The sequence below is a fragment of the Streptomyces sp. NPDC101166 genome, assembly GCF_044768125.1.
In the GTDB taxonomy this organism is placed as follows: Bacteria; Actinomycetota; Actinomycetes; order Streptomycetales; family Streptomycetaceae; genus Streptomyces.
Genome location: NZ_JBIWPF010000013.1, coordinates 214,058 through 239,003, shown reverse-complemented (window position 1 = coordinate 239,003; position 24,946 = coordinate 214,058). Strand labels below are relative to the sequence as shown.

General features: G+C 72.4%; 23 protein-coding genes. 14 read left to right on the top strand and 9 right to left on the bottom strand.

Annotated features, from left to right (window positions below):
* Positions 1–49: 49 nt before the first annotated feature.
* On the bottom strand, positions 50–1,249 hold the full coding sequence (locus ACIRS4_RS24080; RefSeq protein ID WP_404199426.1) for a hypothetical protein: 1,200 nt from the start codon (positions 1,247–1,249) through the stop codon (positions 50–52).
* 233 nt (positions 1,250–1,482) lie between these two features.
* Here ACIRS4_RS24080 and lysS point away from each other — a divergent pair, with 233 nt between their 5' ends.
* Positions 1,483–3,225, top strand: coding sequence for a lysine--tRNA ligase (gene lysS, locus ACIRS4_RS24075; RefSeq protein WP_404199423.1), 1,743 nt, complete (start codon positions 1,483–1,485; stop codon positions 3,223–3,225).
* A 61-nt stretch (positions 3,226–3,286) separates the two neighbouring features.
* On the opposite strand, the gene ACIRS4_RS24070 is transcribed toward lysS, so the two are convergent.
* The 3 genes from ACIRS4_RS24070 to ACIRS4_RS24060 form a co-directional block, all read right to left on the bottom strand.
* Entirely contained in the window at positions 3,287–4,573 is a 1,287-nt protein-coding gene (locus ACIRS4_RS24070) for a DUF2637 domain-containing protein (RefSeq protein WP_404199421.1), read from the bottom strand.
* Between the two features lie 75 nt (positions 4,574–4,648).
* Positions 4,649–5,605 (bottom strand): DUF3558 domain-containing protein, encoded by a 957-nt coding sequence (locus tag ACIRS4_RS24065; protein WP_404199417.1) that lies wholly within the window; start codon positions 5,603–5,605, stop codon positions 4,649–4,651.
* A gap of 118 nt (positions 5,606–5,723) precedes the next feature.
* Positions 5,724–6,620 (bottom strand): DUF3558 domain-containing protein, encoded by an 897-nt coding sequence (locus ACIRS4_RS24060; protein ID WP_404199414.1) that lies wholly within the window; start codon positions 6,618–6,620, stop codon positions 5,724–5,726.
* Between the two features lie 182 nt (positions 6,621–6,802).
* Between ACIRS4_RS24060 and ACIRS4_RS24055 the strand changes: the two genes are divergently transcribed.
* A complete protein-coding gene (locus tag ACIRS4_RS24055; protein WP_404199412.1) occupies positions 6,803–7,996 on the top strand; it encodes an RtcB family protein in 1,194 nt (397 codons plus the stop codon).
* A gap of 47 nt (positions 7,997–8,043) precedes the next feature.
* Here ACIRS4_RS24055 and ACIRS4_RS24050 read toward each other — a convergent pair whose 3' ends face one another.
* The 3 genes from ACIRS4_RS24050 to ACIRS4_RS24040 form a co-directional block, all read right to left on the bottom strand.
* The gene (locus ACIRS4_RS24050) at positions 8,044–9,321 is read right to left on the bottom strand and encodes a tyrosine-protein phosphatase (protein WP_404199410.1); all 1,278 of its coding nucleotides are present in this window, start codon (positions 9,319–9,321) and stop codon (positions 8,044–8,046) included.
* 68 nt (positions 9,322–9,389) lie between these two features.
* Positions 9,390–10,166 carry an SDR family NAD(P)-dependent oxidoreductase gene (locus ACIRS4_RS24045; RefSeq protein ID WP_404199407.1) on the bottom strand — a complete coding sequence of 259 codons (777 nt, stop codon included), beginning with the start codon at positions 10,164–10,166 and terminating at the stop codon, positions 9,390–9,392.
* 136 nt (positions 10,167–10,302) lie between these two features.
* Positions 10,303–10,641 carry a YnfA family protein gene (locus ACIRS4_RS24040; RefSeq protein ID WP_404199404.1) on the bottom strand — a complete coding sequence of 113 codons (339 nt, stop codon included), beginning with the start codon at positions 10,639–10,641 and terminating at the stop codon, positions 10,303–10,305.
* Positions 10,642–10,740: 99 nt separating this feature from the next.
* Here ACIRS4_RS24040 and ACIRS4_RS24035 point away from each other — a divergent pair, with 99 nt between their 5' ends.
* Genes ACIRS4_RS24035 through ACIRS4_RS24025 form a run of 3 tightly spaced genes read left to right on the top strand, consistent with a single transcriptional unit; the run spans position 10,741 to position 13,175 of the window.
* A complete protein-coding gene (locus ACIRS4_RS24035; protein WP_404199402.1) occupies positions 10,741–11,214 on the top strand; it encodes a MarR family winged helix-turn-helix transcriptional regulator in 474 nt (157 codons plus the stop codon).
* Between the two features lie 3 nt (positions 11,215–11,217).
* Positions 11,218–12,303, top strand: coding sequence for a permease (locus tag ACIRS4_RS24030; RefSeq protein ID WP_404199400.1), 1,086 nt, complete (start codon positions 11,218–11,220; stop codon positions 12,301–12,303).
* Complete coding sequence (locus ACIRS4_RS24025; protein ID WP_404199397.1) at positions 12,300–13,175, top strand: TIGR03943 family putative permease subunit; 876 nt, start codon at positions 12,300–12,302, stop codon at positions 13,173–13,175. Before ACIRS4_RS24030 ends, ACIRS4_RS24025 begins: the two co-directional genes overlap by 4 nt.
* On the opposite strand, the gene ACIRS4_RS24020 is transcribed toward ACIRS4_RS24025, so the two are convergent.
* Positions 13,145–13,975 (bottom strand): DUF6597 domain-containing transcriptional factor, encoded by an 831-nt coding sequence (locus ACIRS4_RS24020; RefSeq protein WP_404199395.1) that lies wholly within the window; start codon positions 13,973–13,975, stop codon positions 13,145–13,147. The genes ACIRS4_RS24025 and ACIRS4_RS24020 overlap by 31 nt on opposite strands.
* A 158-nt stretch (positions 13,976–14,133) precedes the next feature.
* On the opposite strand from ACIRS4_RS24020, the gene ACIRS4_RS24015 reads away from it, so the two are divergent.
* The 6 genes from ACIRS4_RS24015 (at position 14,134) to ACIRS4_RS23990 (ending at position 20,387) form a co-directional block, all read left to right on the top strand.
* On the top strand, positions 14,134–15,219 hold the full coding sequence (locus ACIRS4_RS24015) for an LLM class flavin-dependent oxidoreductase (RefSeq protein WP_404199392.1): 1,086 nt from the start codon (positions 14,134–14,136) through the stop codon (positions 15,217–15,219).
* The gene (locus ACIRS4_RS24010; protein WP_404199390.1) at positions 15,216–15,815 is read left to right on the top strand and encodes a CE1759 family FMN reductase; all 600 of its coding nucleotides are present in this window, start codon (positions 15,216–15,218) and stop codon (positions 15,813–15,815) included. Before ACIRS4_RS24015 ends, ACIRS4_RS24010 begins: the two co-directional genes overlap by 4 nt.
* Positions 15,816–16,018: 203 nt before the next feature.
* Complete coding sequence (locus tag ACIRS4_RS24005; protein ID WP_404199388.1) at positions 16,019–16,735, top strand: response regulator transcription factor; 717 nt, start codon at positions 16,019–16,021, stop codon at positions 16,733–16,735.
* A gap of 4 nt (positions 16,736–16,739) precedes the next feature.
* Positions 16,740–18,212: an ATP-binding protein gene (locus ACIRS4_RS24000; protein WP_404199386.1), complete on the top strand. Its 1,473-nt coding sequence runs from the start codon at positions 16,740–16,742 to the stop codon at positions 18,210–18,212.
* A gap of 186 nt (positions 18,213–18,398) precedes the next feature.
* A complete protein-coding gene (locus ACIRS4_RS23995) occupies positions 18,399–18,602 on the top strand; it encodes a cold-shock protein (RefSeq protein ID WP_007502648.1) in 204 nt (67 codons plus the stop codon).
* Positions 18,603–18,689: 87 nt separating this feature from the next.
* Positions 18,690–20,387: a DEAD/DEAH box helicase gene (locus ACIRS4_RS23990; protein ID WP_404199384.1), complete on the top strand. Its 1,698-nt coding sequence runs from the start codon at positions 18,690–18,692 to the stop codon at positions 20,385–20,387.
* A 70-nt stretch (positions 20,388–20,457) separates the two neighbouring features.
* On the opposite strand, the gene ACIRS4_RS23985 is transcribed toward ACIRS4_RS23990, so the two are convergent.
* A complete protein-coding gene (locus ACIRS4_RS23985) occupies positions 20,458–21,111 on the bottom strand; it encodes a hypothetical protein (RefSeq protein ID WP_404199382.1) in 654 nt (217 codons plus the stop codon).
* Between the two features lie 325 nt (positions 21,112–21,436).
* Here ACIRS4_RS23985 and hemL point away from each other — a divergent pair, with 325 nt between their 5' ends.
* From hemL to ACIRS4_RS23970, 3 genes are all read left to right on the top strand, one after another.
* On the top strand, positions 21,437–22,753 hold the full coding sequence (hemL, locus tag ACIRS4_RS23980) for a glutamate-1-semialdehyde 2,1-aminomutase (RefSeq protein WP_404199379.1): 1,317 nt from the start codon (positions 21,437–21,439) through the stop codon (positions 22,751–22,753).
* 56 nt (positions 22,754–22,809) lie between these two features.
* Positions 22,810–23,457 (top strand): histidine phosphatase family protein, encoded by a 648-nt coding sequence (locus ACIRS4_RS23975; RefSeq protein WP_404199524.1) that lies wholly within the window; start codon positions 22,810–22,812, stop codon positions 23,455–23,457.
* Positions 23,458–23,604: 147 nt separating this feature from the next.
* Positions 23,605–24,900 carry a hypothetical protein gene (locus ACIRS4_RS23970; RefSeq protein ID WP_404199376.1) on the top strand — a complete coding sequence of 432 codons (1,296 nt, stop codon included), beginning with the start codon at positions 23,605–23,607 and terminating at the stop codon, positions 24,898–24,900.
* Positions 24,901–24,946 lie beyond the last annotated feature (46 nt).

Below are 24,946 nucleotides of genomic sequence, written 5' to 3'. Positions count from 1 at the left end.
CCTGATCGGTGTGGTTCGTGGTCGTCGGCGTCCGGCACGGACGCCCTGTTCAGTGCGAGTCGTCCTGCCGGCGGCGCATCCGCGCCCGTACCGCGAGCAGCGCGCCGCCCGCGAGGACGAGCACCGCCGCGCCGGCGGCGAGGGCGGGCATCGGCCCGGCGCCGGTGGCGGCGAGGTGCCCGCCGCCGCTCTGCGGGGTGACACCCGAGCCGCCCCCGGTGGCCGGCGCCGGCGAGGCGGTCGCCCCGGGGCCCGTCGGGGACGCCGTCGGCGTGGGTGTCGGCTTCGGGCCGGCCGTCGACGTCGGCGTCGGAGTGGGTTTCGGGGGCTTCGGGCCGGGCGGGGGCGTCTTGGCGACGTCCAGGACCAGTTCGGCGCGGTCGTTGTCCACGCACGGGTCGAGCGCGTCGGAGAACAAGGTCGTCAGCACCCGGTGCTTCCTGCCGCCCGACTCCTTCGGGAAGGTCCACCGCAGCTCGAACGTGTGGCTCTCGCCGGCCGCCAGCTCCGAGGGGGTCTCGCAGACCAGGACGTCCGGGTCCGCCCAGCAGCTCCTGGGCGCGGACGGCCAGGTCCGGAACGCCGTCGAGTCGATGTGCAGCTTCACGGCCTGGCCCGCGGCGACGGAGCCCGGCCCGTGGTTGGTGACGACCAGCTTCGTCACGACCGGCCGGCCGGGCCGCGCCGGCACGGTCGGCGGCTGCCAGGAGACGCCGACGTCGGTGCCGGTCACCGCCCTGACGGTCGCCGTCGCCGTGTTGTCCTCCGGCTTGCTGTCGACGACGTCGCCGATGTCGGTCGTCGCCGTGACCGTGAAGGCGGCGCCCGGGTTCACGCCCTTGTCGACGCGGATGCCGAGCTGCTCCCAGACGTGTTCGTGCGGGGCGTCCAGTGACCGGCAGGTGACGGTGCGGCCGTCGGCGGAGGGCACGCAGCGCTGGTACTCCAGGTCGTCGGGGTCGGTGGGGCGCGCGTAGGTCAGCCCGGCCGGCAGGGCGACGGTCACGGCCAGCTTCGGGACGGAGCCGGTGACGAGGTCGGTGACCAGATTCAGCTGGAACTCGCGGCCCGGGGCCACGGACGTGGGCTCCGGACGCAGGGTCGTCCTGACGTCGGCTTGTGCGGGCGCCGCGGGTGCGGCCTGGGCGGCCTGGGCGGCCGTCGGCGTGAGGGAGCCGAGCAGCAGCGCGGCCGTCGCCGTGGTGCCCGCCGCTGTCATCGCCGTCGTGCGTCTCGGTCCGGACCGCATGTCCCCACCACACCCTTCACCCGGCTGGTTCGACGAACAGTTGGACAACCCGGGGACGCCGACGGTTGTACACGACTTGTGTGCGACGGTCGGAAGTCGTTTTCGTGCTCGGGGGTGGGGCTGGGACAATGGGTGCGCCGGACGTGCGACCGTGACGGCCGCCGTCGGGGAAGTTCCAGACGCATCCCTGATCGATCCAGACGCATTCCTGATCGATCACTGACAAAGAGGACGTGCCGAACGTGGCTCAGAGCACCGAGACCACCGACTGGGTCTCCCGTTTCGCGGATGAGGTCATCGAGGAGTCGGAGCGTCGGGCCCCCGGCAAACCCGTCGTGGTCGCGTCCGGTCTCTCCCCCTCCGGCCCCATCCACCTGGGGAACCTGCGCGAGGTCATGACCCCGCACCTCGTCGCCGACGAGGTCCGCCGACGGGGACACGAGGTCCGGCACCTCATCTCCTGGGACGACTACGACCGCTACCGCAAGGTGCCGGCCGGCATCCCCGGCGTGGACGCCTCCTTCGCCGAGCACATCGGCAAGCCCCTGACCTCCGTGCCGGCCCCGGCCGGGTCGCCCCACCCGAACTGGGCCGAGCACTTCAAGGCCGCGATGGCCGAGTCGCTGGCCGAGCTGGGCGTGGAGTTCGACGGGATCAGCCAGACCGCGCAGTACACCTCGGGCGTCTACCGGGAGCAGATCCTGCACGCCATCCGGCACCGGGGCGAGATCGACGCGATCCTCGACCAGTACCGGACCAAGAAGGCCCCGGCGAAGAAGCAGCAGCAGAAGCCGGTCGACGCGGCCGAGCTGGAGGCCGCCGAGGGCTCGGGCGCGGCCGCCGAGGACGACGGCAGCTCCGGCTCCGCCGGCTACTTCCCGTACAAGCCGTACTGCGGCAACTGCGAGAAGGACCTCACCACGGTCACCTCCTACGACGACGACAGCACCGAGCTGACGTACGCCTGCGAGGCCTGCGGCTTCTCCGAGACCGTGCGGCTCAACGAGTTCAACCGGGGCAAGCTGGTCTGGAAGGTCGACTGGCCGATGCGCTGGGCGTACGAGGGCGTCGTGTTCGAGCCCAGCGGCGTCGACCACTCCTCCCCCGGGTCCAGCTTCCAGGTGGGCGGCCAGATCGTCGGCATCTTCGGCGGGAAGCAGCCGATCGGCCCGATGTACGCGTTCGTCGGCATCAGCGGCATGGCGAAGATGTCCTCGTCGAAGGGCGGTGTGCCCACCCCCGGCGACGCGCTGAAGATCATGGAGCCGCAGATCCTGCGCTGGCTGTACGCCCGCCGCCGGCCCAACCAGTCCTTCAAGATCGCCTTCGACCAGGAGATCCAGCGGCTCTACGACGAGTGGGACAAGCTGGACGGCAAGGTCGCCGACGGCTCCGCGCTGCCGGCCGACGTCGCCGCGCACTCGCGCGCGGTGCGCACCGCCGCCGGTGAGCTGCCCCGCACGGCCCGGCCGCTGCCGTACCGGACGCTGGCCTCCGTCGCCGACATCACCGCCGGTCACCAGGACCAGGCGCTGCGGATCCTCTCCGAGCTCGACCCGGAGAACCCGCTCGGCTCCCTGGAGGAGGCCCGGCCGCGCTACGACCGCGCCGAGGCCTGGATCAACACGCAGGTCCCCGCCGACCAGCGGACCATCGTGCGCGAGGAGCCGGACGCGGAGCTGCTGAAGTCCCTCGACGAGACGTCCCGGCAGTCGCTGCGGCTGCTGCTCGACGGGCTGGAGTCGCACTGGTCGCTGGACGGGCTGACGCACCTCGTGTACGGCGTGCCGAAGGTGCAGGCCGGGTTCGCGGCGGACGCCACGCCCAAGGAGCTGCCGGCCGAGATCAAGACCGCGCAGCGGTCGTTCTTCGCGCTGCTCTACCACCTGCTGGTCGGCCGGGACACGGGCCCGCGCCTGCCCACGCTGCTGCTGGCGGTGGGACAGGAGCGGGTGCGGGCCCTGCTCGGGGAGTAGGCCGCTCGACGACGAGGAGGGGGCGCCCGGTGTTCGCCGGGCGCCCCCTCCGCGCTGTGCGTCACGCGATGTGGTCCTCTTCCAGTTCCACCGAGTGGCGCTTCTGGAAGCGTTCCGCCAGGGTCTTCAGATCGTTCGGGCTCAGGGTCGTCCCGTAGGTCGCCTGGATGTTGTCGCCGAGGACGCGAGGGGTGGGGTAGCTGCCGTCTATCGACTGGCGGAACACCTGGTAGTAGGCGTCCTCGTCCGGCTCCGGGGAGCCGCCGCCGTCACCCAGCTCCCGGGTACGGCCGGGGGCCACGGGGATGGGGAAGCTGCCGGTCTCCTCGGGGGAGGGTTCCTGCGGCGGGGGCTCCTGCGTGTACTGCTCCTCGTACTGCTCGGCCTGGAGCTGCTCCTCGTACCACTGCTGGTACTGGGCCTCGGGGTCGTAGTCGGGGTTGTAACCGCCGTGGTACTCGACCTGCTGCGGGTGCCGGGCGTGCAGCCACTGGTTCACGTCGGGCTCGGCCTTGCCGCCCTGCCGAGGAGCGTTCTGGCCGCCGCCCAGCGCGGGGCGCTGCTCGCCGGGAGCCGCCGCCCCGCCCACCTGTGCCGCCGCCTCGGTCCGGGGCTCGGGCACGGTCTCGGGCTCCGGGGCCGGGGGCAGCAGGGCCGGCTTGATGCCTGCCGCCGCGAGGCCCGCCGGGGCCGTCTTGGCCAGGGGCACGCCGTAGCGGGCCAGGCGCAGGGGCATCAGGGACTCGACCGGGGCCCTGCGCCGCCAGGCACGGCCGAAGCGGGAGCGCAGCCGGGCCTGGTAGACGAGACGTTCCTGCTCCAGCTTGATGACCTGCTCGTAGGAGCGCAGCTCCCACAGTTTCATCCGCCGCCAGAGCAGGAACGTCGGGACCGGGGAGAGCAGCCAGCGGGTGAGGCGGACGCCTTCCATGTGCTTGTCGGCGGTGATGTCGGCGATCCGGCCGATGGCGTGCCGGGCGGCCTCGACCGACACCACGAACAGGATCGGGATCACCGCGTGCATGCCGACGCCGAGCGGGTCCGGCCAGGCGGCGGCGCCGTTGAACGCGATCGTCGCCGCCGTCAGCAGCCACGCCGTCTGGCGCAGCAGGGGGAACGGGATCCGGATCCAGGTCAGGAGCAGGTCCAGGGCGAGCAGGACGCAGATGCCCGCGTCGATGCCGATCGGGAACACATAACTGAAGTTCCCGAAGCCCTTCTTGAGGGCCAGTTCGCGTACGGCGGCGTAGGACCCGGCGAAGCCGATGCCCGCGATGACGACGGCGCCGAACACGACCACACCGATGAGAATGCGGTGTGTGCGAGTCAGCTCAATAGGCGCGGCCACCCGCACCCCCTCCCCTTGCGTGTTGTTGCGCGCAACAGGGTGGCACACGTGTGCGGCGAACGTGCTGCCGGACTGTCAGCTCTTCGGTGCGGCGGAGGCCGACGCCGACGGCGACCCGGCCGACGCGGACGGGGCCGGGGAGGAGGCCGGCGGCTTGGACGGCGACGAGGTGGAGGGCTTGGACGGCGAGGTGCTCGCGCCCGAACCGCCTTCCGTGGAACCGCCGTTGGCCGAGCGGACCGCCGAAACGACTTCCTTGGCGGCCTTCTCCGCGGACTTCGTCAGCGTGTCCGCGCTGGGGGCCTTCTCGCCGGCCAGACCCGCGCCGTTGTAGTCGAGGGTGACGACGACGTTCTCCACGCGCGCGACGACCGTCTGCTGCTTGAAGGCGCCCTCGCTCTTCTTCAGGTCGTACCGCACGATCGTCGCCTGGTCGCCGGTGCCCGTGAGCGCCTGCGTCTTCGCGTTCGCCGCGCCGGAGACCGCCTGGGCGCCCTTGATCTGCTTGGCGTAGTAGGCCTGCGCCTGCTGTTCGCCGGAGGTCGACGTGTTGGAGTCGAAGCGCAGCAGGGAGACGTTCAGCCAGCGGAACTGCGAGCCCTTCACCCCGTTGTTCTGGAGGCTGGACCAGGAGCACGAGGCGCGGGCGTCGGTGTCGCTCGACGCGCCCTCCTTGCCGGCCGCCGACGCCTTCGGCACCAGGTCGGTCAGCGTCTGCTTCGGCAGCGACTTGCAGGCCTCCGGCAGCTTCGCGTAAGCGGCCGCCGGCACGCTCGGCTGCGCGCTGACCGTCGCGCCGGCGCCCGCGGCGACGTCGGAGCCGGCCTTCTGCGCGGAGTCGTCCGAACCGGAGTCGGAGGAGCAGCCGACGGCGAGCAGCATCACGGGCAGCGCGGCCGCTGCGGCGAGGGCGCGGTTCAGGCCTCCGACGCGCCGCGTCCGGCGCTCGTGCGGGGCGCGCCCGTCACGGTCCGCGCGCTGGTCGTGCTGGTCGTCTCGCTGGGCTCGTCGCTGCATGGTTCCTTCACTCATGACGCTCGTGGTTCCTGCGGTCTGATCGGGTCCAAGGGGCCACGGTACGCGGTGAAGGAGGTGTGCGGTTCCGCTTCCGGGGGGCGGCGGGCGGAGCGCGGACGGAGGTGAAGTCGCCTCAGCCGCGCAGGGAGTCGGCGAGCTGGGCGGCCAGATTCCGGGCCCTGTCCTGCATTTCCTCGCTGTCGGGGACCGTGCCGATCGTCGTCGGCTGCTCCTCGTACCGGACGGTCACAATGACGTTCGACGTGCGGAACGCCACAGTCACCGTCCGCTGCTTGGCCGTCGAGGCGGAGCTGTCGAGGGCGTCGTCGACGAACGCCTCGTCGCCCAGGCCTTCGAGCAGGCGGGGCTGGAGCTCGGCGGAGGTGGAGACCGACGGGGACGGGCCGGTGGACGAACCCGCCGAGGAGCTCGCGGGGGCGCTCGCCCGGGGAGCGGCCGAGGCGGAGCCCGCCCCGCCGGCCGCGGGGCCGACGCCCGAGGAGGGGCCCGTGCCCGTCGGCGAGGGGGCCGCGGAGGAGGAGGGCGAGGCGGACGGGGAGCCGGTCGCCGAGACGGCGGGCGCGGGCAGGTCGGCCGCCGTCACCTTGCCCGCGAACAGGTCCTCGGCCTCGGTGTCGTCGCTGACCGCGGTGTCGTACGACACCACGCGCTCGAAGTCGACCAGGAGGTGGTCGGTGGCGTCCGCCGACTCCACCTTCCAACGGCAGCCCGTCTTGCGGTCGGTGTCGAACGTCTGGGTCGCCTCGCCTCCGTAGGCGGCCTCGCGCCGGATCGGGTCGGCGATCTCGCGCGCGCCGGGCAGCAGCGCGTCGAGCGTGCCGCGGCTGACGGCGCGACAGGCCTCCGGGAGGGTGGCGTACCGGCCGGGCTCCGCGACGGCGCTGGCGGTGCCGGCCTTGCCCGGGTTGGCGTCGTCCGTCGGGCCCCGGTCGTCCGAGCCGCCGGTGCAGCCGGCCAACAGCGCCGCGATGAGGGCGGCGACGCCGGGTACGTACGCCTTCCGCTGCACGGTCGGCTCCTCTCGACGGTCACATCCTGGACGGTTATTCGCTTGCCGGGCGGGGGCGGCCGCTGCAGACAATGTGTATCGCACGCAACGCCGTGGATGCCGGTCCGCCGTCCGGTACGTCGACCTTGGCACCGGTTTTGCGATTCGATACTTCTGTTGGTTTTCCGGGGGAATGAGGCGATATGTCGTACGTGGAGATGCCGGGCGCGAAGGTCCCCATCCGTATGTGGGCCGACCCGGCGACGGTCGAGGAGGGGGCGCTCCAGCAGCTGCGCAACGTCGCCACCCTGCCCTGGATCAAGGGGCTCGCCGTGATGCCGGACGTGCACTACGGAAAGGGCGCGACGGTCGGTTCCGTCATCGCGATGCGGGGCGCGGTCTGTCCGGCGGCGGTCGGCGTCGACATCGGCTGCGGGATGTCCGCGGTGAAGACCTCCCTCACGGCGAACGACCTTCCCGGCGACCTGTCCCGGCTGCGCTCCAAGATCGAGCAGGCCATCCCGGTGGGGCGGGGGATGCATCAGGACGCCGTCGACCCGAGCGGGATGCACGGCTTCGCGACCGCGGGCTGGGACGACTTCTGGGGACGGTTCGACGGGATCGCGGACGCGGTCAAGTTCCGCCAGGAACGCGCCACGAAGCAGATGGGAACGCTCGGCAGCGGAAACCACTTTGTCGAAGTGTGCACGGACACGACCGGTGCTGTCTGGCTGATGCTGCACTCCGGTTCCCGCAACATCGGCAAGGAGCTCGCCGAGTTCCACATCGGCGTGGCCCAGAAGCTGCCGCACAACCAGGGGCTGGTCGACCGCGACCTCGCCGTCTTCGTCGCGGACACCCCGCAGATGGCGGCGTACCGCAACGACCTGTTCTGGGCACAGGAGTACGCGAAGTACAACCGCACGCTCATGATGGCGCTCCTGAAGGACGTGGTCCGCAAGGAGTTCCGGAAGGCGAAGCCGACGTTCGAGCCGGAGATCAGCGCGCACCACAACTACGTCGCGGAGGAGCGTTACGACGGGATGGACCTGCTCGTGACCCGCAAGGGCGCGATCCGGGCCGGTTCCGGCGAGTACGGGATCATCCCGGGCTCCATGGGCACGGGTTCGTACATCGTGAAGGGCCTCGGCAACGAGAAGGCGTTCAACTCGGCCTCGCACGGCGCGGGCCGGCGCATGAGCCGCAACGCGGCGAAGCGGCGCTTCTCCACGAGGGACCTGGAGGAGCAGACACGGGGCGTGGAGTGCCGCAAGGACTCCGGCGTCGTGGACGAGATCCCGAGTGCGTACAAGCCGATCGAGCAGGTCATCGAGCAGCAGCGCGACCTCGTGGAGGTCGTGGCGAAGCTGAAGCAGGTCGTCTGCGTGAAGGGCTGACGACGGCGAGGGGCCCGGCCCGGCGGCTCGGGCCCCTTCGACGCGCGTCACCCGAGCCGTTTCTCCAGCAGTGTCACCGCGTACGGGCTTCCGCCGCCGCCGGGGCTGCCCGGGGCGGGCGGCTTGGCGCGTTGTTCGCCCACGACCTTGTAGCCCGCCGCCTCGTAGTAGGCGCGCAGGCGGGGGTTGGAGGCGAGGCAGTCCAGGCGGGCCCAGGTGCGGCCGGTCGCGGCGATGACGGACTCGGCGTGCGCCAGCATGCGGCGGCCGGTGCCGGGCGGGGACGTGTGCGGGGCCGTCATCAGACGGTGGACATAGCCGGCCTCGGGCGGCCGGGGGCCCCAGGCCGCCAGGTCGTCCCACCAGAGTTCCCAGGCGCCGGCGACCGCGCCCGCAGCCCGCGCCAGCCACACCTCGCCCTCGCGCATCCGGGTGCGGAAATGGGTCTCGGACTTGCCGCCCGGCGTCCACTGGTCGATGCCCCGGGCCGTCTGCCACAGGGCCGCCGTGTCGTGCAGACGGACCAGCGCGGGAGCGTCTTCGGGCGTCGCCCGGTGGAACGTCACCTCGGGCCAGGCGGTGGGGACCGGCTCCAGGAGCTTGTCGCGCAGGGCGGTGGCGAGGGCTCGCGGGTCCAGGCCCAGGGCCTGGGAGACGTACCGATCGGCGCTGCCGTAGCGGGAGTTCAGGGCGGCCAGGTACAGGCGCATCGCGTTCGCGGGGGCGCGGCCGAAGCCGGGCCAGGCGGGCGTGCGGCCGTCGTTGCGTGCGCGCCAGTCGGCGAGCAGGGCGTCCGTCGCCAGTTCCGTGAGGCTGAAGTCCTCGACGATCACCTGCTCCTCGACGCCCAGCAGCCCCAGGACCAGCGCCGCCAGCTGACCCGTGCGGTCCTTGCCCGAGGCGCAGTGGAAGACGAGCGGGGAGTCGGTCGCCGCGATCAGCTCCAGCGCCTCGCGGATCTCCTTCGCGCCGTCCTGCGCGACCTCCATGTACCGCTCGGCGAGATAGGGGCCCGGGTCCACCTCGGCGCCCTGGACGGCCTGGTCGTAGGGGCGGTGCTCGATGCTGAGGTTGCGGTAGGCGAAGGAGGGGTGCGCGGGGACGCGGCCCCGGCCCTCCGCCTCCCACGGGTGGCGCAGGTCGATCACCGTGCCGACGCCGAGGGACAGGAACCGCTCCCAGTCCGGCGTGCCCTCGGTCAGCTTGCCCAGGGAGTCCGCCCGGAACAGCCGGCCCGGACGGACCCGGTGACGGCCGTCCGGGGTGCGATAGCCGCCCAGGTCACGGAAGTTGTGCAGCGTCTCGAACGGTATGTGTCTGTCCACGGACGCGACTTTACGGGCAGGGTCGCGGACGCCCCGGCCGAGGCGTCCCGCCGTGAGGTGAGGTCGCCTCAGAGCTCCCTGTGCACCTTCGTGTTGGAGGCCTGGGCGCGGGGCCGCAGGACCAGGAGGTCGACGTTGACGTGGCTGGGGCGGGTCACCGCCCAGGCGATCGTCTCGGCCACGTCGTCGGCGGTGAGGGGCTCGGCCACGCCCTCGTAGACCTTCGCCGCCTTGTCCTGGTCGCCGCCGAAGCGGGTCAGGGCGAACTCGTCGGTCTTCACCATGCCGGGCGCGATCTCGATCACCCGGACCGGCTGTCCGACGATCTCCAGGCGCAGCGTCTCGGCCAGCACATGGGCGCCGTGCTTGGCGGCGACGTAGCCCGCGCCGCCCTCGTAGGTGCCGTGTCCGGCCGTGGAGGACACCACCACGACCGTGCCGTCGCCGCCGGCGACCAGCTTGGGCAGCAAGGCCTGGGTGAGGTTCAGGGTGCCGATGACGTTCGTCTCGTACATCGTGCGCCAGTCGGCCGGGTCACCGGTGGCCACCGGGTCGGCGCCGAGCGCGCCGCCCGCGTTGTTGACCAGGACGCCGATCGTCCGGAACGCCGTGGCGAACTCGTCCACGGCGGCGCGGTCGGTGACGTCCAGCTGGTACGCGGTCGCCGAGCCGCCCGCCGCGACCAGTTCCTCGGCCAGCGCCTCGATACGGTCCTTGCGGCGGGCGGTGAGGACCACGCGGTAGCCGGCCGCGGCGAGCCGGCGGGCGGTGGCGGCGCCGATTCCGCTGCTCGCACCGGTGACGACGGCGATGCGGGAGGCGGCGGACGGTACGGCGGTGGCCATGGGACTGACTCCTGGGTCGGCGTGGGCGATGCGCGGGACGCGACGGACGCGAGGGACGCAGCCAGGATAGGCATGCGGAGATCACCGGCGACCGGCGATCTTGCTTTTCGGACGGGCCGGTTCGCGGCGCCCCCGGTCAGCCGCCGTTGCGCGGCGCCCACATGATCACGGCCATGCCGGCGAGGCAGACCAGCGCGCCGGTCACGTCCCACCGGTCGGGGCGGTAGCCGTCGGCGACCATGCCCCAGGCCAGCGAACCGGCGACGAAGACCCCGCCGTACGCGGCCAGGACGCGGCCGAAGTCGGCGTCCGCCTGGAGCGTGGCGACGAACCCGTACGCGCCGAGGGCCATCACACCGGCGCCGGCCCACAGCCATCCGCGGTGCTCGCGCACCCCCTGCCAGACCAGCCAGGCGCCCCCGATCTCCAGCAGCGCGGCGACGGCGAAGAGGGCGGCGGAGCGGAGTACGGACATACGAGCAGCCTCGCACGCGCCGGGCGCCCTCTTCCGGTCGGGCCGGTTCCACGGCGTCGTACGATGCGCGGACGGCGCTGACGAAAGGGTGTGCGGGCGATGTCCGGGAACGTGCGGTCGCGGTTGCTGGACGAGCTGTCCACCGTCTCCCGCCGGTACGTGGCGGCGTTCGCGCTGTTCAACCAGGCCGTCGCCGACCGTCTCGGGCTGCACCCCACCGATCTGCAGTGTCTGAACCTGCTGTCCCTGGAGCGGGAGCCGGTGACGACGGGCCGGGTCGCGGAGCTGACGGGGCTGACCACCGGGTCGGCGACCCGGCTGGTGGACCGGCTGGAGAAGGCGGGCTACGTCGTGCGACGGCGGGACGCGGCCGACCGGCGGCGGGTGCTGGTGGCGGCCGTGCCTGAGCGGATCGCCGAGTTCGGGCGGACCTGCGAGCGGCTGGGCGGCGACTGGTCGCCGCTCTTCCAGGACCTGGACGACACCGAACTCGCCGCGATCGTCCGGCACATGAGGCGGACGGTGGAGTTCAGCGGCGAGCAGGTCGCACGACTGCGGGAAGGCGCGGTGTAGGGCATGGGAGCCGTCGGCGGCACCGGCATCGACGCGGACATGTCCGCGGAGGTGCGCACAGGCGTACGGGCGGACAGCGAGCGCGAGGGCGGCCGCGGGCCCGACGGCGGCCGACCGGCGCGGCCGGCCCCGGGGCCGCCCCGGCACTGGCTTCTGCTGCTGCTCGCGGCCGCCGTGGTGCCGGGCGCGCTGCTCGTGCTGGTCGGGCGGGGGCTGGAGGAGCCGGCCGTGCAGGCGTGGCGGACGGTGTGCCTCGCGGTGACCGTGCAGGCGGTGCCGTTCCTGCTGCTGGGGACGGCCCTGTCGGGGGCGATCAACGCGTTCGTGCCCGAGCGGGTGTTCAGCCGGCTGTTGCCGAAGCGGCCGGCGCTCGCGGTGCCGGTGGCGGGGGCCGCGGGGGTCGTGCTGCCGGGCTGCGAGTGCGCGTCGGTGCCGGTGGCGAGCAGTCTGATCGGCCGTGGGGTCACCCCGGCCGCCGCGTTCGCGTTTCTGCTCTCCGCGCCGGCCGTGAACCCGGTGGTGCTGACGGCCACCGCGATCGCGTTCCCCGGCAGCCCCGAGATGGTGCTCGCGCGGCTGCTCGCCTCGCTGGTCACCGCGGCCGTGATGGGCTGGCTGTGGCTCTGGCTCGGGCGGGCGGAGTGGCTGAAGCCGGCCGTGCGGCACACCGGGCACCGGCCCGGACACAGCCGGTGGACGGAGTTCCGGCGCGGTTTCCAGCACGACTTCCTGCACGCGGGCGGGTTCCTGGTGGTCGGCGCGATGGCCGCGGCGACCTTCAACGTGGCGGTGCCGCGTTCGGTCGTCGACACGTTCGCCGGCTCGCCCTGGCTGTCGGTGCTGTTCCTGGCGCTGCTGGCGATCCTGCTGGCGGTGTGCAGCGAGGCGGACGCGTTCGTGGCGGCCTCGCTGACCGGTTTCTCGCCGGTGGCGCGGCTGGCGTTCATGGTGGTCGGGCCGATGGTCGACCTGAAGCTGATCGCGTTGCAGGCGGGGACGTTCGGGCGGGCCTTCGCGATCCGCTTCTCGACGGCCACGGCCGTCGTCGCGGTGGTGTGCAGCGCGGTGGTGGGAGGGGTGCTCCTGTGAGGCGGTTCGCCCAGGCGGGGCTGCTGACGCTGAGCGGGCTGGGCCTGTTGCAGGCCTCCCTGCTGACCGACGGCTATCTCCGCTACGTGAAGGAGGGCATGCGCCCCCTGCTGATCGTGTCGGGGGCGGTGCTGGTGCTCCTGGGCGCGGCGGAGGCCTGGTCGGCGCTGCGCGCCGGGACCCGGGCCGCCGACGGCGACGGGCCGGCCGCCCGGGTGCACGACGGTCACGGGCAAGCGGGGGACGGGCGGGGCGGCCACGTGCACGCCCCGCACGGGCACGACGGCGGCGCCGACGACGCCTCCGGGCCCGCCGGTGAAGGTGACGGCGAGGGCGCTCACGGGCACGATCACTCCGGTGTCCCCCGGGTGGCCTGGCTGTTGTTCCTCCCCGCGCTGAGCCTGCTCTTCTACGCCCCGCCCGCGCTGGGCTCGTACACCGCCGCCCGTGAGGCGCCCAAGGCGGTCGCCGTGGTCGACGAGGACGGGTTCGACCCGCTGCCCGCGACCTCGCCGCTGCCGATCACGCTCACCGACTTCACCCAGCGGGTGCAGCAGGACGCCAAGCGGGCGATCAAGGGCCGTACGGTCCGGATGACGGGGTTCGTCACCCCGGCCGGCGACGGCCGCGAAGGCTGGTACCTGACCCGGATCCTGCTGTCGTGCTGTGCGGCGGACGCCCAGTCGGTGAAGGTGCGGGTCTACGGGGTCCGGGCGCCGAAGGCCGACGCCTGGGTGACGGTGACGGGCACTTGGCACGCCGAGGGCGCCCTCGGCACGCCGTCGGCGGCGGTCGCCCTGGACGCCCGGGGCGTCGAGAAGGTCGAGCGCCCGACGAACGGCTACACGGACGCGCTGCCGATCGGCTCATGACCCGCACCTTGTTTCCGGGCCGGTGAGTACGCCGTCGGCGGCACCCCCACGGTCGCCTTGAAGTCCCGTACGAGATGGGCCTGGTCCGCGTAGCCCAGGTCGGCGGCCAGGGCCGCCCAGTCGACGTTCGCCGAGGTCTCCGCGCGTTCCAGGGCCTCGTGGATGCGGTAGCGCAGGATCACCCACTTGGGGCCGACTCCCACCTGGGCGGCGAAGAGGCGCTGGAGGGCGCGGACCGAGACGCCCTCCGCGCTCGCCAGGTCCGCGACGCGGCGGATCGTGCGGTCGGCGCGGATGCGGTCGGCCAGGGCCATGGCCCGGTCGGCGTCCGGGTCGGGCCGGGGGCCCAGGGTGAGGAGGCAGGCGTCGAGGGCCGCCACGCGGGCGTCCTCGTCGTCTGGGCCGAGCACGGCGGCGGGGTCGACGCCGGCCAGGCGTACGCGGCGGCCCGTCCAGTCGCCGACCGGGTGGTCCGGGGCGAAGGGGCGGAAGCCGCCGGGCCGGAACTGGACGCCGCAGACCCGGCCCGTGCCCTCGAGTTTCTGGGTGAAGAGGCCGAGGCCGACGCCGGCGATCTCGGCGAAGGGCTCCTGGCCCTCGAACCGCTGGAAGACGATGTTCACCGAGGGGTGGGGGACCACATGGGAGGCGTACGGCTGGTCCAGGTCCCAGTCGATCAGCCAGTAGTGCTCCAGGTAGGGGCGCAGCGGCGGGGCCGGTTCGCGCCGCCGGAAGCGGACGCGCGCGAAGAGCTCCGCGGCGTCGACGATGCCTCGGGTGTCGCGGCGTGGGGCGGCCATGCGTCGATCGTAGGACGGGCCACTGACATCGATCCTGATACTCGGGTCCCGGTGATCGGGGTACCCGACGAGCGGTCGCCGGGACAGGGAATAGGGGCCGCGGCGCAGTCGTTCAGCGGTATAGTTGAACAGTAAACAACTTTGGAGGTTGAGCGGCCATGCAGTTCGGGATCTTCACCGTCGGCGACGTCACGCCGGACCCCACCACGGGGCGCACGCCGACCGAGCGTGAGCGGATCAAGGCCATGGTCGCCATCGCGCAGAAGGCCGAGGAGGTGGGCCTCGACGTCTTCGCGACCGGCGAGCACCACAACCCGCCGTTCGTGCCGTCGTCCCCGACCACGATGCTCGGCTGGATAGCGGCCCGCACGGAGAACCTGATCCTCTCCACCGCGACCACCCTCATCACCACGAACGACCCGGTGAAGATCGCCGAGGACTTCGCGATGCTCCAGCACCTGGCCGACGGCCGCGTGGACCTGATGATGGGCCGCGGCAACACCGGCCCGGTCTACCCCTGGTTCGGCAAGGACATCCGGGAGGGCATCGACCTCGCCCTGGAGAACTACAACCTGCTGCACCGGCTGTGGCGCGAGGACGTCGTCGACTGGGAGGGCAAGTTCCGCACGCCGCTCCAGGGCTTCACCTCGACGCCCCGCCCGATGGACGGTGTGCCGCCGTTCGTCTGGCACGGCTCCATCCGCTCGCCCGAGATCGCCGAGCAGGCCGCCTTCTACGGCGACGGCTTCTTCCACAACAACATCTTCTGGCCGGCCGACCACACCAAGCGGATGGTCGAGCTGTACCGGGCCCGCTACGCGCACTACGGGCACGGCACCGCCGAGCAGGCCGTCGTCGGCCTCGGCGGCCAGGTGTTCATGCGCCGCAACTCCCAGGACGCGGTGCGCGAGTTCCGCCCCTACTTCGACAACGCGCCGGTCTACGGGCACGGGCCATCCCTGGAGGACTTCACCGACCAGACCCCGCTGACCGTCGGCACCCCGGAGCAGGTCATCGAGAAGACCCTGACCTTCCGCGAGTACGCGGGCGACTACCAGCGCCAGCTGTTCCTCGTCGACCACGCCGGCCTGCCGCTGAAGACCGTGCTGGAGCAGATCGACCTGCTCGGCGAGGAGGTCGTGCCGGTGCTCCGCGAGGAGTTCGCCAAGGGCCGCCCGGCGAACGTGCCGGACGCGCCGACCCACGCCTCCCTCAAGGCCGCCCAGGAGGTGACCGTCGCATGAAGCTCGTCGTCGTCTCGGCGGGACTGAGCGTCCCGTCGTCCACCCGGCTGCTGGCCGACAGGCTGGCGACGGCCACCGCCGAGCGCGCCGCGGCGGAGGTGGAGGTCGTGGAGCTGCGTGACCTCGCCGTGGAGATCGCGCACAACCTGACCAACGGCTTCCCCGGGCGCAGGCTGGCGGCCGCGCTGGAGGCGGTGACCGCGGCGGACGGGCTGATCGTCGTCACGCCGGTCTTCTCGGCCTCGTACAGCGGCCTGTTCAAGTCGTTCTTCGACGTCCTGGAGCAGGACGCGCTGGCGGGCAAGCCGGTCCTGATCGCCGCCACCGGCGGCTCGGCCCGCCACTCCCTCGTCCTGGAGCACGCGCTGCGCCCCCTGTTCGCCCACCTGCGGGCCGTCGTCGTCCCGACCGCGGTCTACGCCGCCTCCGAGGACTGGGGCGCGCAGGGACTGCCCGAACGGGTGGACCGGGCGGCCGGGGAACTGTCGGCCCTGATGACGGGCCTGTCGGCGACGGGCCGGGAGAAGCGCGCGGAGCCCTTCGAGGTCGTCCCGTTCGCGGAGCGACTGGCGGCCCTTTCCGGCAGGGGAGAGTGACCTGCCGCGGGGTTGCGATCTCGGCGAGGGCCGGTCTCGTCAGCCCGTCCGGCGTCTGAGGACGAGGCCCGTCCAGGGCCGAAGCGGGGACCCGGGGGCGGCAGCCCCGGGCCCCCGCACCATGGGTGAGAGCCGAGTAAGAAGCCCCGCTGCACCCCGCCCGACACAGCCGAACCGCCGGAGGCCCTGGCAGAGTGGACGCCGTGCCCCAGACCGTGCTCCTGGCCGAAGACGACCGCGCCATCCGCCATGCCCTGGAACGGGCCCTGACCCTGGAGGGCTACGAGGTCACGGCGGTCGCCGACGGCGTCGAGGCGCTGGCGCACGCCCACAAGTCGCCGCCGGACGTCCTCGTCCTCGACGTGATGATGCCCGGCATCGACGGCCTCCAGGTCTGCCGGGTGCTGCGCGCCGAGGGCGACCGCACGCCCATCCTGATGCTGACCGCGCTCGTGGAGACCGCGGACCGGATCGCCGGGCTGGACGCGGGCGCCGACGACTACGTGCCGAAGCCCTTCGACGTCGAGGAGGTCTTCGCCCGTCTGCGCGCGCTGCTGCGCCGCACCGGCCCCGGCGCCCGGCCCGAGATCCCGCCGAAACCGACGACGCCGCCCGCCCGCTTCCTGGAGGCGGCCGGGCTGCGCATGGACCCGCAGGCACGGCGCGCCTGGCGCGGGGAACGGGAACTGGAGCTGACCCGCACCGAGTTCGAGCTGCTGGAACTGCTGGTGCGCAACGCCGGCATCGTCCTCGACCACTCCACGATCTACGACCGCATCTGGGGCTACGACTTCGGCCCCGGCTCCAAGAACCTCGCCGTCTACGTCGGCTATCTGCGCCGCAAGCTCGACGGGCCCGGCGGTGCCCCGCCGCTGATCCACACCGTGCGCGGCGTGGGTTACGTGCTGCGGGAAGACTGACGCGATGGCTCGCACGGGCCGTTTCCCTGCCCGCACGGGCGGCCGGCTGGGCGGGCTCATGTCCCGGCGCCGCGCGAAGCTCGTCTCGCTGCGCACCACCTTCGCGGTGTCCTTCGCCACCGTGACCGCCGTCGTCACCGTCCTGGTGGGCGTCCTGTCGTACAGCGCCGCGGCGCGGCTGGTGCGGGTGGACCAGGAGTCGGTGTTCGACGAGGTCGTGCAGGACCTGCGGGACGAGGTGCGCGCGCGGGCGATGCAGCCCGGTGACTTCTCCTCGTCCGCGCCCGGCCACGACATCGTGCGCCCGGCCCGCACGGACGTGCAGGTGCTGGGGCCGGACGGCGCGGTCGTCGACCCCGGCGCGCCCGGGCTGCCGGTCAGGGCCGCCGACCGTGACATCGCGGCCGCCGCGGCCGCCGGGACGCTCACCGAGCACGGCGACGTCGACGTGGGCCACGACGAGTACCGCGTGGCGACCGTCGCGCTCGGCGGCGGCCGGGGCGCGGTGCAGATCGCGCAGGAGTTCAGCGGTACGGAGGACCTGCTGCGGGCGCTCCAGCAGCGGACCCTGATCCTGATGATCGCCGTGGTGACGGCGGCCGGGCTGTTCGGCTGGTGGCTGGCCCGGCGCATCACCCACCGTCTGGTCATCCTCACCACCGCCGCCGAGGACGTCGCCCGCACCCGCCGGCTCGGCGTCCAGGTGCCCGTCACCGGCCATGACGAGGTGGGCCGCCTCGGACGGGCCTTCGACCGGATGCTGGGCCGGCTCGCGCAGTCGGAGGAGGACCAGCGGCGGCTGGTGCAGGACGCGGGACACGAGCTGCGTACCCCGCTGACCTCGCTGCGTACGAACATCTCGCTGCTGCGCCGTATCGAGGAGCTGCCGCCCGCGGCCCGTGAGGAGCTGGTCGCCGACCTGGGCCAGGAGGCCCGGGAACTCACCGATCTCGTCAACGAGCTGGTGGAGCTGGCGGCCGGTCAGTCGGACACCGAGCCGCCCCGGCGGGTCGATCTGGCCGACCTCGCCGAGGACGTCGCCGGGCTCGCGCGCCGCCGTACCGGGCGGACCATCCGGGTGCGGGCGAGCGGGGACACCACCACGGACGGGCGGCCGGCGATGCTCCAGCGGGCGCTCAGCAACCTCGTGGAGAACGCGACCAAGTTCGACCGCGGGGGAGCGGGCCCGATCGAGATCGCCGTCACCGGCCCGGCCGGCCTCGGGCCGGTCCGTGTCGAGGTCCTCGACCGCGGCCCCGGCATCAGCGAGTCCGACCTCACCCGTGTCTTCGACCGCTTCTACCGCGCCGCCGACGCCCGCTCCCTCCCGGGCTCGGGCCTGGGGCTGTCGATCGTCCGGGAGGTGGCCCTCGCCCACGGCGGCGCCCCCTTCGCCGCCCGCCGGGAGGGCGGCGGCTCGACGATCGGTTTCACGGTAGGCGGCGGCCCCGCGGACCACCGGCTGGACGAGGTCTGAGTGGCCGGTGTCACTCCGTCCGGGCGGGTTGATCCGCCCCGGAGCGGCGAGCTGTGCTACGTTCTGAGTGTTGCAGTTGTGGTACCCATGAACCTATGTGCGCCTGACGGGAATGTTTCTCCTTCGGGCGCATTAGTTTTTTCCGGCATCTCCGGATGGGGCCTCTGCCTACAGAAGGAGAAAGTCATGGCACAGGGAACCGTGAAGTGGTTCAACTCCGAAAAGGGTTTCGGTTTCATCGAGCAGGACGGCGGCGGCCCTGACGTCTTCGCCCACTACTCGAACATCGCGACCCAGGGATTCCGCGAGCTCCAGGAGGGCCAGCGGGTCTCCTTCGACGTCACGCAGGGCCAGAAGGGCCCGCAGGCGGAGAACATCGTCCCCGCCTGATCGCCGGACGCGTATCCACTCACCGGGGTCCGCACCGTCATGGTGCGGACCCCGGTTTGTGCTGTTCCCAGGAAGGCAGATAGCCGCATGTCCCGAAGAAGGTCCCAGAAGCCGAACCGGCGGACCTCGTCCCCCTCACCCTCGTCGTCGGGGGCGTCGCCGACGGAGTTCCGGCTGCCCGAGAGCACGACCCCCGCGCTGGACGCCGTGGAGGACTTCGCCGCTCTGGACATGCCCGCGGCACTGCTGAAGACCCTCACCGCGCAGGGTGTGACCAGCCCGTTCCCCATCCAGGCCGCCACGCTGCCCAACTCGCTCGCCGGGCGGGACCTGCTGGGCCGCGGCCGCACCGGCTCGGGCAAGACCCTCGCGTTCGGACTGGCGCTGCTGGCCCGCACGGCAGGACTGCGCGCGGAGCCCAAGGCGCCGCTCGCCCTCGTGCTGGTGCCCACCCGGGAACTCGCCCAGCAGGTCACTGACGCGCTGACCCCTTACGCGACGGCGGTCAACCTCCGGCTCACCACGGTGGTCGGCGGGCTGTCCATCACCAAGCAGGCCGGTGCGCTGCGCCGCGGCGCCGAGGTGCTCGTGGCGACCCCCGGCCGGCTCAACGACCTCGTGGACCGCGGGGACTGCGTGCTGGACGACGTACGCATCACGGTGCTCGACGAAGCCGACCAGATGACCGACATGGGCTTCCTGCCGCAGATCACCAAGCTGATCCAGCGGGTGCGGCCCGACGGGCAGCGCATGCTCTTCTCGGCCACCCTGGACCGCAACATCGACCGCCTGGTCCAGCGGTTCCTGACCGACCCCGTGGTGCACTCGGTGGACCCGTCCGCCGGAGCGGTGACCACCATGGAGCACCACGTGCTCCACGTCCAGGACGAGACCGACAAGAAGGCCGTCACCACGCGCATCGCGGCCCGCGACGGCCGGGTCATCCTCTTCCTCGACACCAAGAGGTCCGCCGACCGGCTCGCCAAGCGGCTGCTGGCCGTCGGCGTCCGAGCGGCGGCACTGCACGGCGGCCGCTCCCAGCCGCAGCGCAACCGCACCCTGGAACAGTTCAAGAGCGGCCAGGTCACCGCGCTGGTGGCGACGAACGTCGCGGCCCGCGGCATACACGTCGACGACCTCGATCTCGTCGTCAACGTCGACCCGCCCACCGACCACAAGGACTACGTCCACCGGGGCGGCCGCACGGCCCGTGCCGGCGGCTCCGGCAGCGTGGTCACGCTGGTCCTGCCCGACCAGAAGCGGGACGTCACCCGGCTCATGTCGGACGCGGGCATCCGTCCCCGGACGGCCCGTGTCACCTCGAGCGACACGGAACTGGCGACCCTCACCGGCGCCCGCGAGCCGTCCGGAGTGGCCGTCACCATCGAGGTCCCCCAGCCGCCGACGCCTCCGGCGTCCCGCCCGAAGCCCGCCCGCCGACGCCGCCCCGAGGGCGCCCGCAAGCCGGCGGCGTCCGCGGAAGGCCGAGCCCCGGGCCGGGCGAAGGCGTCCGAGGACGCTCCCGCTGCAGGCGGCCGCGGCACCGCACGCCGTGCGAAGTCCACCGGGGCCACCGGCCGCCGTTCCGGAGCCGACGGGGCCGCGAACGGGGCCAACAGGGCCGCGAACGGAACCGCCGCAGGCCGTGGCTCCACGCCCGCCGCCTCCGCGAAGACCACGCGCGCGTCGGGCCGCCGGGCGACCCCTAAGAGCGACACCCCGCGAACCGGGGACCGCGCTCGGTCGGCCCGCCGCCCCAGCACCCCCCAGAACGACCGCCCCTGACCTGGCGACACCGACGCACACGACAAGGGCGAGGCCACACGGCCTCGCCCGAATCCGTCGTGCTGTCCGCTCAGGGCCACACCAGGCAATACGGCTGATGTCCCGCCTCATGCAGCCGGTGGCTGAAGTCCTGCCATTCGTGCAGGAGTTGGTACACGTTGAACGCGTCGCGGGGGCCGCCGCGGTCCGGGACCGTGGACCAGATGAACGCCGCCGCGCCCACCGCCTCCTCGCCGATCTCGCGGAGGGGGTCGACGACCGTCATGGGGAGCTTCACGACCGCGTAGTCGGGGTGCAGGACGACCAGTTCCAGCGGCGGCACCTTGTGCAGGGGGACGCCCTCGATGCCCGTCAGGACCATCGCCGCCATCGTCTCCGGCTTGATCTTGGTGAACATGCCGCCCATGCCGAGCTCGTCACCGCCGAGTTCCTCGGGGCGCATCGAGATCGGGACGCGGGCCGCGGTGGCGCCGTCCGGCGCGCCGAAGTACTTGTACGTCACCCCCACCCGACCACCATTCCTGCTCCCCGCCGAGAACCGCTCGACCGCTTGGTCGAGGCGCTCGGACTCGCTCGGTACCCCGGGCACGCCGGGCATGCCGGGTACGCCCTGTGTCTGTCGTACGTCGTCGACTTCCTCCGCGTCGCGCCGGTGCCTTCCCCGCCGGGCACGTCGAGGACCCAGGTCATCAGTCCCCTCGCCCAGTCCGCCACCGCGATGCATATCTCCACCCGACTGCTTTTCTAGGACGCGCGGCCCCCGCCGCGCAACCCGATCATCGTGTCAGTGACCTCCCCCGCGGCCGCACGCCGAAACGTGCGGTGAAGCTCCCGCCCGCGGGATGTGCGCAGTCACACGACACATCGTCGTAAGTGAGCTACGTCCACGAGGCTCGGTCCGTTTCAGTTTCGCAGACGACCGGCCGGTGGGGACTCGGTGACGGCCCCCGTCGTGGCCGGTCCTCGCTGGCCTACCCTGAGGGGGTCATCGGCAACGGAGTCCCAGTACCCCCCCCAGAAGTCGGAGAAGGTCGGAGTAGCCGCAGGTCATGAGTGAAATGCCGTATTCATACGATGCGCCTGTCTCGCAGGCCCTGTTCGACCGGGCGGCCGCCGTCACGCCGGGCGGCGTGAACTCGCCGGTCCGCGCCTTCCGCGCCGTGGGCGGAACGCCCCGGTTCATGGTGTCCGGCTCCGGTCCCTACCTGACCGACGCGGACGGGCGGGAGTACGTCGACCTGGTCTGCTCCTGGGGCCCCATGATCCTCGGGCACTCGCACCCCGAGGTCATCGCCGCCGTCCAGGAGGCCGTCGCGCGCGGCACCTCCTTCGGCACGCCCGGCGAGGGCGAGGTCGCCCTCGCCGAGGAGATCGTCGCGCGTGTCGAGCCCGTCCAGCAGGTGCGGCTGGTCTCCAGCGGCACCGAGGCGACCATGTCCGCGATCCGGCTGGCCCGCGGGTTCACCCGGCGCACCAAGGTCGTGAAGTTCGCCGGCTGTTATCACGGTCACGTCGACTCGCTGCTCGCCGCGGCGGGCTCCGGCGTCGCCACCTTCGCGCTGCCGGACACCCCGGGCGTCACCGGCGCCCAGGCCGGCGACACCATCGTGCTGCCGTACAACGACCTGGAGGCCGTGCACGAGGCCTTCCACCGGCACCCCGGCGAGATCGCCTGCGTGATCACCGAGGCCTCGCCCGGCAACATGGGCGTCGTGCCGCCGCTGCCCGGGTTCAACCAAGGGCTCAAGGACGCCTGCGCCGCCAACGGTGCGCTCTACATCTCCGACGAGGTCATGACCGGCTTCCGCACCAGCCGCGCCGGCTGGTACGGCGTGGACGGCGTCAAGCCCGACCTGATGACCTTCGGCAAGGTGATGGGAGGCGGCTTCCCGGCCGCCGCGTTCGGCGGCCGCGCCGACGTGATGGAGCACCTCGCCCCCGCCGGGCCCGTCTACCAGGCCGGCACCCTCTCCGGGAACCCGGTCGCCACCGCCGCCGGCCTCGCCCAGCTGCGGCTGCTCGACGACGCCGCGTACGCCACGGTGAACTCCGTGTCCGAGCAGATCCAGGCGCTGGTGTCCCAGGCGCTGTCCAAGGAGGGCGTGGCGCACACGCTGCAGAGCGCCTCCAACATGTTCTCCGTCTTCTTCACGGACCGGCCGGTGCGCGACTACACGGACGCGCGGGCGCAGGACTCGTTCCGCTTCACCGCCTTCTTCCACTCGCTGCTGGCGAACGGCGTCTATCTGCCGCCCTCGTCCTTCGAGTCCTGGTTCGTGTCCACGGCCCACGACGAGCGGGCCCTCCAGCGCATCGCCGACGCCCTCCCGGCGGCGGCCCGAGCGGCCGCGGAGGCCACCGCGTGAGCACCGAGAAGACCCCGAGCCCCCAGAACGACAGCGACATCACCGTCGTCCACCTCATGCGCCACGGCGAGGTGGAGAACCCCGACGGAGTCCTCTACGGCCGTCTCGGCGGATACCACCTCTCCGAGCTGGGCCGGCGGATGGCCGACCGGGTCGCCGAGCACCTCGCCCCGCGCGACGTCACCTACGTGTGCGCCTCCCCGCTGGAGCGGGCACAGGAGACGGCCACGCCGATCGCCAAGGCGCACGGGCTCGACCTCGGCAGTGACGCGCGGCTCATCGAGGCCGAGAACGTCTTCCAGGGCAAGACCTTCGGCGTCGGGGACGGCGCCCTGCGCCGGCCGGAGAACTGGAAGCACCTGGTCAACCCGTTCAAGCCGTCTTGGGGTGAGCCGTACGTCGACCAGGTCGTGCGGATGATGGGCGCCCTGAACGCGGCGAAGGACCAGGCGCGCGGGCACGAGGCCGTGCTGGTGAGCCATCAGCTGCCGATCTGGATCGTGCGGTCCTACGTCGAGCGCCGGCGGCTCTGGCACGACCCGCGCAAGCGGCAGTGCACGCTCGCCTCGCTGACGACGTTCACCTACCGGGGCGACACCATCGTCTCCGTCGGTTACACCGAGCCCGCCCGCGATCTCGTGCCCGCCCACCTCCTCGCCGGTGCCAAGCCGGTCAAGGGCAAGGGCAAGGCCTTCGGGGCGTAAGGCGGTTCACTCGCCCTGCAACCCGCTGGGATCAAGTGGCTCATTCCCGGCCATCATCACGAAACTCGCACGAACAAGCGGAACCCCTTTGTTCGCCGCGTCCTCTGAGTGGGTGACCACCAGAGGACGTGACGAACGGGGATTGCCATGCGCACTCTCAGCCGCAGGGGAGCGATCGGGCTCGGAGCAGGAGCCGTGGCCGCCGCCGGACTCGCCGGATGCGGCGGCTCCGCCGACCCGGACGGAGCGAAGCCGTCGTCCGGTTCCGGGAAGAATCGTTCGGGCTCGGCCGGGTCCAGCCCGAGCCCGACCGCCTCGGCCCGCCCCCTCGGTGACGGGTCCACCTCCTTCACCGGCAAGCAGCCCCACCAGCCCGCCGCGCCCCGGCCGCTCGAACCCGGCCAGGAGCCGCCGCAGTTCGTCGTCTTCTCCTGGGACGGCGCCGGCGAGGTCGGCAACGGGCTCTTCCCGCGCTTCCTGGACCTCGCCAAGGAGCACGGCGCGGCGATGACCTTCTTCCTCTCCGGCATCTACCTTCTGCCCGAGTCGAAGAAGCGGCTCTACGATCCTCCCAACAACCGTCGCGGGGCCTCCGACATCGGCTACCTCACCGACGCCCACATCAAGGACACCCTGAAGAACCTGCGCCGCGCCTGGCTGGAAGGGCACGAGATAGGCACCCACTTCAACGGGCACTTCTGCGGGGAGGGCCGCGGCTCGGTGGGCAACTGGACGTCCCAGCAGTGGCGCAGCGAGATAGACCAGGCCAAGTCCTTCGTGAAGGAGTGGCGCACCAACTCCGGCTGGACCGACCTGGCCGCGCTGCCCTTCGACTACGACAAGGAACTCGTCGGCGGCCGCACCCCCTGCCTCCTCGGCCAGGACAACCTGCTGCCCACCGCCCGCGCTCTCGGCTGGCGCTACGACGCCTCCTCGCCCGGCGGCCGTCAGACCTGGCCCACCAAGAAGCAGGGCCTCTGGGACCTGCCGTTGCAGCAGATACCGTTCCCCGGCCGGGGGTTCGAGGTCCTGTCGATGGACTACAACATGCTCGCCAACCAGTCGATCAACTCCACCAAGGCGCCCAGCCACAACTACCCGCGCTGGCGCCAGCAGGCCGCACAGGCGTACATACAGGGATTCAAGCGGGCATTCGAGACGAACCGCGCGCCCTTCTTCGTCGGCAACCACTTCGAGCAGTGGAACGGCGGCATCTACATGGACGCCGTCGAGGAGGCCTTCAAGCACATCGCCCGGGAGAAGGAGAAGGGCGCGGACGTACGGCTGGTCTCCTTCCGGCAGTTCGTCGACTGGCTCGACGTGCAGAAGCCCGAGGTGCTGGCCAAACTCAGGACCCTGGAGGTCGGACAGCGGCCGGCCGGCGGCTGGCGGACCTTCCTCGCGGACCAGGCCCCCGCTTCACCTCGGCCGTCCGCCGCCTGAAATGCGGGTTTCCACCCACAAGGGGGGTGCCCAAGATCCCCAGAAC

What these genes read in the sequence shown, in the direction of transcription:
- ACIRS4_RS23990 (WP_404199384.1), top strand. Translation starts at nt 18,690, where the DNA reads ATGTCCCGAAGAAGGTCCCAGAAGCCGAACCGGCGGACCTCGTCCCCC.
- ACIRS4_RS24010 (WP_404199390.1), top strand. Translation starts at nt 15,216, where the DNA reads ATGAAGCTCGTCGTCGTCTCGGCGGGACTGAGCGTCCCGTCGTCCACC.
- ACIRS4_RS24015 (WP_404199392.1), top strand. Translation starts at nt 14,134, where the DNA reads ATGCAGTTCGGGATCTTCACCGTCGGCGACGTCACGCCGGACCCCACC.
- ACIRS4_RS23970 (WP_404199376.1), top strand. Translation starts at nt 23,605, where the DNA reads ATGCGCACTCTCAGCCGCAGGGGAGCGATCGGGCTCGGAGCAGGAGCC.
- ACIRS4_RS24040 (WP_404199404.1), bottom strand. Translation starts at nt 10,641, where the DNA reads ATGTCCGTACTCCGCTCCGCCGCCCTCTTCGCCGTCGCCGCGCTGCTG.
- ACIRS4_RS24035 (WP_404199402.1), top strand. Translation starts at nt 10,741, where the DNA reads ATGTCCGGGAACGTGCGGTCGCGGTTGCTGGACGAGCTGTCCACCGTC.
- hemL (WP_404199379.1), top strand. Translation starts at nt 21,437, where the DNA reads ATGAGTGAAATGCCGTATTCATACGATGCGCCTGTCTCGCAGGCCCTG.
- ACIRS4_RS24020 (WP_404199395.1), bottom strand. Translation starts at nt 13,975, where the DNA reads ATGGCCGCCCCACGCCGCGACACCCGAGGCATCGTCGACGCCGCGGAG.
- ACIRS4_RS24080 (WP_404199426.1), bottom strand. Translation starts at nt 1,249, where the DNA reads ATGCGGTCCGGACCGAGACGCACGACGGCGATGACAGCGGCGGGCACC.
- ACIRS4_RS24065 (WP_404199417.1), bottom strand. Translation starts at nt 5,605, where the DNA reads ATGAGTGAAGGAACCATGCAGCGACGAGCCCAGCGAGACGACCAGCAC.
- ACIRS4_RS24000 (WP_404199386.1), top strand. Translation starts at nt 16,740, where the DNA reads ATGGCTCGCACGGGCCGTTTCCCTGCCCGCACGGGCGGCCGGCTGGGC.
- ACIRS4_RS24055 (WP_404199412.1), top strand. Translation starts at nt 6,803, where the DNA reads ATGTCGTACGTGGAGATGCCGGGCGCGAAGGTCCCCATCCGTATGTGG.
- ACIRS4_RS23975 (WP_404199524.1), top strand. Translation starts at nt 22,810, where the DNA reads ATGCGCCACGGCGAGGTGGAGAACCCCGACGGAGTCCTCTACGGCCGT.
- ACIRS4_RS24030 (WP_404199400.1), top strand. Translation starts at nt 11,218, where the DNA reads ATGGGAGCCGTCGGCGGCACCGGCATCGACGCGGACATGTCCGCGGAG.
- ACIRS4_RS23985 (WP_404199382.1), bottom strand. Translation starts at nt 21,111, where the DNA reads ATGCATCGCGGTGGCGGACTGGGCGAGGGGACTGATGACCTGGGTCCT.
- ACIRS4_RS23995 (WP_007502648.1), top strand. Translation starts at nt 18,399, where the DNA reads ATGGCACAGGGAACCGTGAAGTGGTTCAACTCCGAAAAGGGTTTCGGT.
- ACIRS4_RS24045 (WP_404199407.1), bottom strand. Translation starts at nt 10,166, where the DNA reads ATGGCCACCGCCGTACCGTCCGCCGCCTCCCGCATCGCCGTCGTCACC.